This is a genomic window from Stenotrophomonas sp., from assembly GCF_031995405.1.
GTDB lineage: Bacteria > Pseudomonadota > Gammaproteobacteria > Xanthomonadales > Xanthomonadaceae > Stenotrophomonas.
In genome coordinates this window covers 1-5,418 of record NZ_DAMAGC010000183.1, presented here as the reverse complement: position 1 = coordinate 5,418, position 5,418 = coordinate 1, and the positions used below count along the sequence as shown (strand labels likewise).

Below are 5,418 nucleotides of genomic sequence, written 5' to 3'. Positions count from 1 at the left end.
CCCGTCGCACCAGCGTGCCGCAGATCTTCGTCGGCGAGGTCCATGTGGGCGGCTACGACGACATGATGGCCCTGCATCGCGCCGGCAAGCTGGAGCCGCTGCTGGCCGGGCAGGACCCGGCATGAGCGCGGCCGATGACGGCAGCAAGGACCGCATCGCCGAATTCACCGAATTCCGCCAGCGCATGAACCAGCGCATCCTCGGGGAGCCCAACCAGGTCGTGCGCCGCTTCTTCGCCCTGGACACCCAGACCTACCAGGCCGGGGCGCTCGACGTGAAGACCAAGGAGCTGCTGGGCCTGGTGGCCTCGATGGTGCTGCGCTGCGATGACTGCATCAGCTACCACGTGGCCCAGTGCAAGGACGCCGGGGTCACCCGCGAAGAGTTCTTCGAGACCTTCTCGGTCGGCCTGGTGGTCGGCGGCTCGATCGTGATCCCGCACCTGCGCCGCGCCGTCGATTTCCTCGACCAGCTCGAAGGCGGCGCGGACGCCCCGGCCGTTCACGAACATTGAAGCCCGGGGCCTCGAACGCCACGCCCGGTGGAGCCGACCGTTGGTCGGCTGCTCCGGCCCCGCCTCGGTAGAGCCGACCGTTGGTCGGCTGCTCTCCATTCATGTTCGACGCGCCCACCACCGACCCGCGGTCGGTGAATTCGGCTGTCCAGCATCCCGTGGTAGCCGGTCGGCCGGCAATTTCCGTCAATCCAGCATCCCGTGGCAGCCGGCCAGCGGCCGGCACTACCGGTATCTGTCTGGAGGAGAACCCCTTCTGTTGAAGGGGTGCGCCGAAGGCGCGGGTAGAGGAGGCATGCAAGGGCAGACCGCAACGCGGTTTGCAGGGGCGCGCCGAAGGCGCGGGTAGAGGAGGCATGCGCGGGCAATTCTGCCTTACCCGCCTCCGACCAATTGCCCATTTGGGGTCTCCTGAGCGGGTAAGGCATAATTGCGAGTGAAACTTCCCTTGCGCCTGTGCTCCGCGTACCTGACGGACGGCGCTCCCCCTCGGTTCGGACTACACATCAATGACGCAGAAAATCACGGTCATCCGCGGCGACGGCATCGGCCCGGAGATCATGGACGCCACCCTGTTCGTGCTCGGCAAGCTGGACACCGGCTTTGAATACGAAGACGCCGACGCAGGCCTGGTCGCGCTGGAAAAGCACGGCGACCTGATGCCGGCCTCGACGCTGGAATCGATCGCACGCAACAAGATCGCCCTGAAGAGCCCGCTGACCACCCCGGTCGGTGGCGGCTTCACCTCGATCAACGTCAGCCTGCGTCGTCATTTCGACCTGTACGCCAACGTGCGTCCGGCGGTGTCCTTCCCGAACACCAAGTCGCGCTTCGGCGACGGCGTGGACCTGATCACCGTGCGTGAGAACACCGAAGGCGCCTACCTGGCCGAGGGCCAGGAAGTGTCGGCCGACGGCGAGACCGCGTTCTCCGGCACCCGCATCACCCGCAAGGGCTCCGAGCGCATCGTGCGCTACGCCTTCGAGCTGGCCCGCAGCACCGGCCGCAAGAAGGTCACCGCCGTGCACAAGGCCAACATCATCAAGTCGACCTCGGGCCTGTTCCTGGCCGTGGCGCGCGAAGTGGCGGCCAAGTACCCGGAGATCGAGTTCCAGGAAATGATCGTGGACAACTGCTGCATGCAGCTGGTGATGCGTCCGGAACAGTTCGACATCATCGTGACCACCAACCTGTTCGGCGACATCATTTCCGACCTGTGTGCCGGTCTGGTCGGCGGCCTGGGCCTGGCCCCGGGTGCCAACATCGGTGAGAACGCGGCCATCTTCGAAGCCGTGCACGGCACCGCGCCGGACATCGCCGGGCAGGGCAAGGCCAATCCGTGCGCGCTGCTGCTGGCGGCCGCGCAGATGCTGGACCACGTCGGCCAGACCGACAACGCCGAACGCCTGCGCAAGGCCATCGTGGCCACGCTGGAAGCCAAGGACTCGCTGACCGGCGACCTGGGCGGCACCGGCAACACCATGGGCTTCGCCCAGGCCATCGCCAGCCGCCTGTAAGCGGTCGGCGACATCGGTGAATCCACAGCGGGGCGCCTTCGGGCGCCCCGCTGCGTTGGCGCGCCGGGAAAACGATCTGTGCCATCTGCGCACAGATGGCGTGCTGGAGCGGGGCTGGTTGGTGCACAGGTCGGCGCGCATCCTGTGCCCACTTTCCACGCACAGGAGCACCCGCATGAACTTCACCACCTTCGGCCTGGCCAGTCTGATCGGCATGGCGACCCTCACCCCGGCGGTTGCCGCCGAGCCGGCCCATCCCACCATCCGCCAACTGGCCGGTGCTCCAGGCGTGACCGCGCTCGATGCCGCCAGGACCGCCGTGCTGGTGATCGACTTCCAGAATGAGTACTTCGACGCCAGTGCCGCCCCGGGATTTGCCGGCGGCCGCATGGTCATCCCCGATGGCATGGCTGCGTTGCGCCAAACCCGTCGCGTGGTCGACTTCGCCGATGCCAACGGCATCCGCGTCATCCACGTGCAGCACGTGCTGCCGGCCGGCGCGCCGCTGTTCGCGCAGGGCAGCGTCAATGTGGCCTTCCACCGCGACATGCAGCCGCGCAGCGGCGAAACCGTGATCCAGAAGGACAACGTAAGCGTGTTCGCCGGTGCCTCGGCCGCCGCGTTCGACAAGGTCCTGCAGGACGCCGGTATCGATACCTTGATCGTCACCGGGCTGCAGACCCATGCCTGCGTGGTCGGCGCCGCCCGCGACGCGGCCGCCGCCCCGCGCGGCTATCGGGTGATCGTGTCCTCCGACGCCAGCGCCAGCCGTGACCTCGACCTGGCCGGTGGCAAGCGCATCGGCCACCGCGCGCTGCATGAAGCGTCGCTGGCGCAGATCGACGACGCGTTCGGCGACGTCATGGCCACCGATGCGATCCTGGCGCTGCCGGTGCGCAAGTCGGGCGACGGCGCTTGATAAGCTGGCAGGGCCCGCATCCGGCGGGCCCTGCCAACCGGAGCTGCCTGCCGATGGATCACTTCGCCGCCCTGCGTGCGCTGCGCGCGATCGTCGACGCCGGCAGTTTCACCGCCGCCGCCGAGCGCCAGGGCACTACCCATTCGGCCATGTCGCGGCAACTGCGGCAACTGGAGGAGCACCTGCAGGTCCGGTTGCTCGACCGCAACAGCCGACGCCTGTCGCTGACCGAGGCCGGCCGCGATTACTACCGCGAGGCCGTGTCGCTGCTGGATCGGCTGGACCAGGCCGACGATCGCGCCCGTGCCGGGCAGGCAACGCCCAGCGGACGGTTGCGGGTGAGCGTGCCGCAGGTGGTGGCCAGCCAGGAGTTGCCGTACTGGTTGCCGGGGTTCCTTGCACGTTATCCGCAGGTGGCGCTGGATCTTTCCGCCGACGACCAGCTGGTCGATGTGGTCGGCGGTGGGTTCGACCTGGCGCTCCGCATCGCCGCGTCGCTGCCGGACAGCCAGTTGGTCGCTCGTGAACTGGCCCGCTGCCCGCGCATCCTGGTCGCCGCGCCGGCCTATCTTGCCACCCATGGCCTGCCGCGCCAGGCCGCCGACCTGGACAAACACACGCTGCTGGCCTTCAGCCCGGCCGGTGCCGCTGCGCGTTGGGAACTGCAGGGGCCACGCGGCGCCAGCGCCAGCGTCGAGGCCGGCCAGCGACTGCATGTGGATGCCACCCCGGCGCTGTATGCCGCCGTGCTGGCGGGCATGGGCATCAGCCTGTTCACCGCGTTGACCGTGCAGGAGGATCTTCGCACCGGTCGCCTCATCCGCGTGCTGCCCGGCTGGCACGCCGGGCAGCGCCGCTACTTCGCGCTGTATCCGCATGCGCGTGCGCTCGCCCCGAAGGTGCGCGCGCTGGTGGATTACCTGGCCGCGCATTACGCCGGGCAGACGGGCGTGGCCGGCCCGGGGGCGGGCGACCGCCCATGAGAAAGGGCGCCCGAGGGCGCCCTTTCAGGTGGTGCGTATCGCGTGGCTCAGCGCTGCTGGATCTTCGACAGCAGGCGCAGGAATTCCACGTACAGCCACACCAGCGTGACCATCAGGCCGAACGCGCCGTACCACTCCATGTACTTGGGTGCGCGTGCTTCGGCGCCGTTCTCGATGAAGTCGAAATCCAGCACCAGGTTCATCGCCGCCACCACCACCACGAACAGGCTGAAGGCGATGCCCATCCAGCCGCCCTGATGGATCATCGGCACGTTGATGTTGAAGAAGCTCAGCACGAACGACGCCAGGTACAGCAGCGCGATGCCACCGGTGGCCGCGACCACGCCCAGCTTGAAGTTCTCGGTGACCTTGATCAGGCCGCTGCGGTACACCGCCAGCATCACGAACATCGTGCCGAAGGTCAGCATCACCGCCTGCATCACGATGCCCGGGAACTTGGCGTTGAACACCGCCGAGATCGCGCCCAGGAACAGGCCCTCGACCAGCGCGTACATCGGCGCGGTGACCGGCGACCATTCCTTCTTGAAGATGGTGACCAGGGCCAGCACCAGGCCGCCGATCGCGCCGACCACGGTGTACAGCATCGCCCCGCCGGTGGGCAGGCCGGCGGCATCCACCGACTGGCTCCAGGCGAAGGCTGCGGTGAGCACGGTCAACAGCAGCAGCAGGCCGGTCTTGTTGACGGTGCCGTTGATGGTCATTGCCTGGTCCGGCGAGGTCACGACCGAGCCGCTGGCCAGATCCAGGAACGTCGATTCGGAAAGTGCGGGATTGCCGCTGCGCATTGCCAATCTCCTTGAAGGGGTAGGGTTCCGGCCATCCGGCCGCTGCGGCGAGCATAGCCGATACGCAGGTGTCCGGCCCGGGCGTGTACGCGAGTGTGAAATAAGCGTTGACAGATGCCGCGCAGATTCCCACAATAGCCGACTCTTTCGGGGGGAACCTCGAGGGATTTACCACCGGGGTATAGCGCAGTCTGGTAGCGCGCCTGCTTTGGGAGCAGGATGTCGGGGGTTCGAATCCCTCTACCCCGACCAAGCCTGCTCAAAACAGGATTGAAATGCGATAATCCAGCCAGGGCGCCCGTAGCTCAACTGGATAGAGCACCGGCCTTCTAAGCCGGCGGTTACAGGTTCGATTCCTGTCGGGCGCACCATCTGGTGCATGCGTCAGGAAGCAAAGTTTTCAGTGGTGGCTGTAGCTCAGTTGGTTAGAGTTCCGGATTGTGATTCCGGTGGTCGGGGGTTCGAGTCCCCTCAGCCACCCCACTGATTCAAACTGGTTCGCCGAAAGTGAATCAGGGTTGCAAAAGGCAGCACACACGCTACAATGTGCGCCTGAGTTTTCAGGGCTGTTAGCTCAGTTGGTAGAGCAGTTGACTCTTAATCAATAGGTCCAAGGTTCGAATCCTTGACAGCCCACCAAGACAGAAGCCGCCTGGTCCGCCAGGCGGCTTTTTTCTTG

General features: G+C 66.6%; 5 protein-coding genes, 4 tRNA genes and 1 pseudogene. 9 read left to right on the top strand and 1 reads right to left on the bottom strand.

Features of this window, described 5'->3' with window-relative positions:
- From RTO53_RS19315 to RTO53_RS19295, 5 genes and pseudogenes are all read left to right on the top strand, one after another.
- Positions 1 to 125 (top strand): annotated as a pseudogene (locus RTO53_RS19315) (glutaredoxin 3); the annotation flags it as partial.
- Positions 122 to 514 carry a carboxymuconolactone decarboxylase family protein gene (locus RTO53_RS19310; RefSeq protein WP_256776270.1) on the top strand — a complete coding sequence of 131 codons (393 nt, stop codon included), beginning with the start codon at positions 122 to 124 and terminating at the stop codon, positions 512 to 514. The pseudogene RTO53_RS19315 and the gene RTO53_RS19310, both read left to right, overlap by 4 nt.
- Positions 515 to 1,023: 509 nt before the next feature.
- Positions 1,024 to 2,031, top strand: coding sequence for an isocitrate dehydrogenase (locus tag RTO53_RS19305; protein WP_256776272.1), 1,008 nt, complete (start codon positions 1,024 to 1,026; stop codon positions 2,029 to 2,031).
- Positions 2,032 to 2,206: 175 nt separating this feature from the next.
- A complete protein-coding gene (locus tag RTO53_RS19300) occupies positions 2,207 to 2,950 on the top strand; it encodes a cysteine hydrolase (RefSeq protein ID WP_312239288.1) in 744 nt (247 codons plus the stop codon).
- Between the two features lie 53 nt (positions 2,951 to 3,003).
- Entirely contained in the window at positions 3,004 to 3,933 is a 930-nt protein-coding gene (locus RTO53_RS19295; protein WP_312239287.1) for a LysR family transcriptional regulator, read from the top strand.
- Positions 3,934 to 3,980: 47 nt separating this feature from the next.
- On the opposite strand, the gene RTO53_RS19290 is transcribed toward RTO53_RS19295, so the two are convergent.
- Complete coding sequence (locus tag RTO53_RS19290) at positions 3,981 to 4,739, bottom strand: Bax inhibitor-1/YccA family protein (protein ID WP_312239286.1); 759 nt, start codon at positions 4,737 to 4,739, stop codon at positions 3,981 to 3,983.
- A 175-nt stretch (positions 4,740 to 4,914) separates the two neighbouring features.
- On the opposite strand from RTO53_RS19290, the gene RTO53_RS19285 reads away from it, so the two are divergent.
- The 4 genes from RTO53_RS19285 to RTO53_RS19270 all read left to right on the top strand — a co-directional run bounded on the left by RTO53_RS19285 (position 4,915) and on the right by RTO53_RS19270 (position 5,378).
- Positions 4,915 to 4,991: transfer RNA gene (locus tag RTO53_RS19285), tRNA-Pro, on the top strand.
- A gap of 42 nt (positions 4,992 to 5,033) precedes the next feature.
- A tRNA-Arg gene (locus RTO53_RS19280) sits at positions 5,034 to 5,110 on the top strand.
- Between the two features lie 35 nt (positions 5,111 to 5,145).
- Positions 5,146 to 5,222 (top strand) — tRNA-His (locus tag RTO53_RS19275).
- A gap of 80 nt (positions 5,223 to 5,302) precedes the next feature.
- Positions 5,303 to 5,378: transfer RNA gene (locus RTO53_RS19270), tRNA-Lys, on the top strand.
- Positions 5,379 to 5,418: the final 40 nt, after the last annotated feature.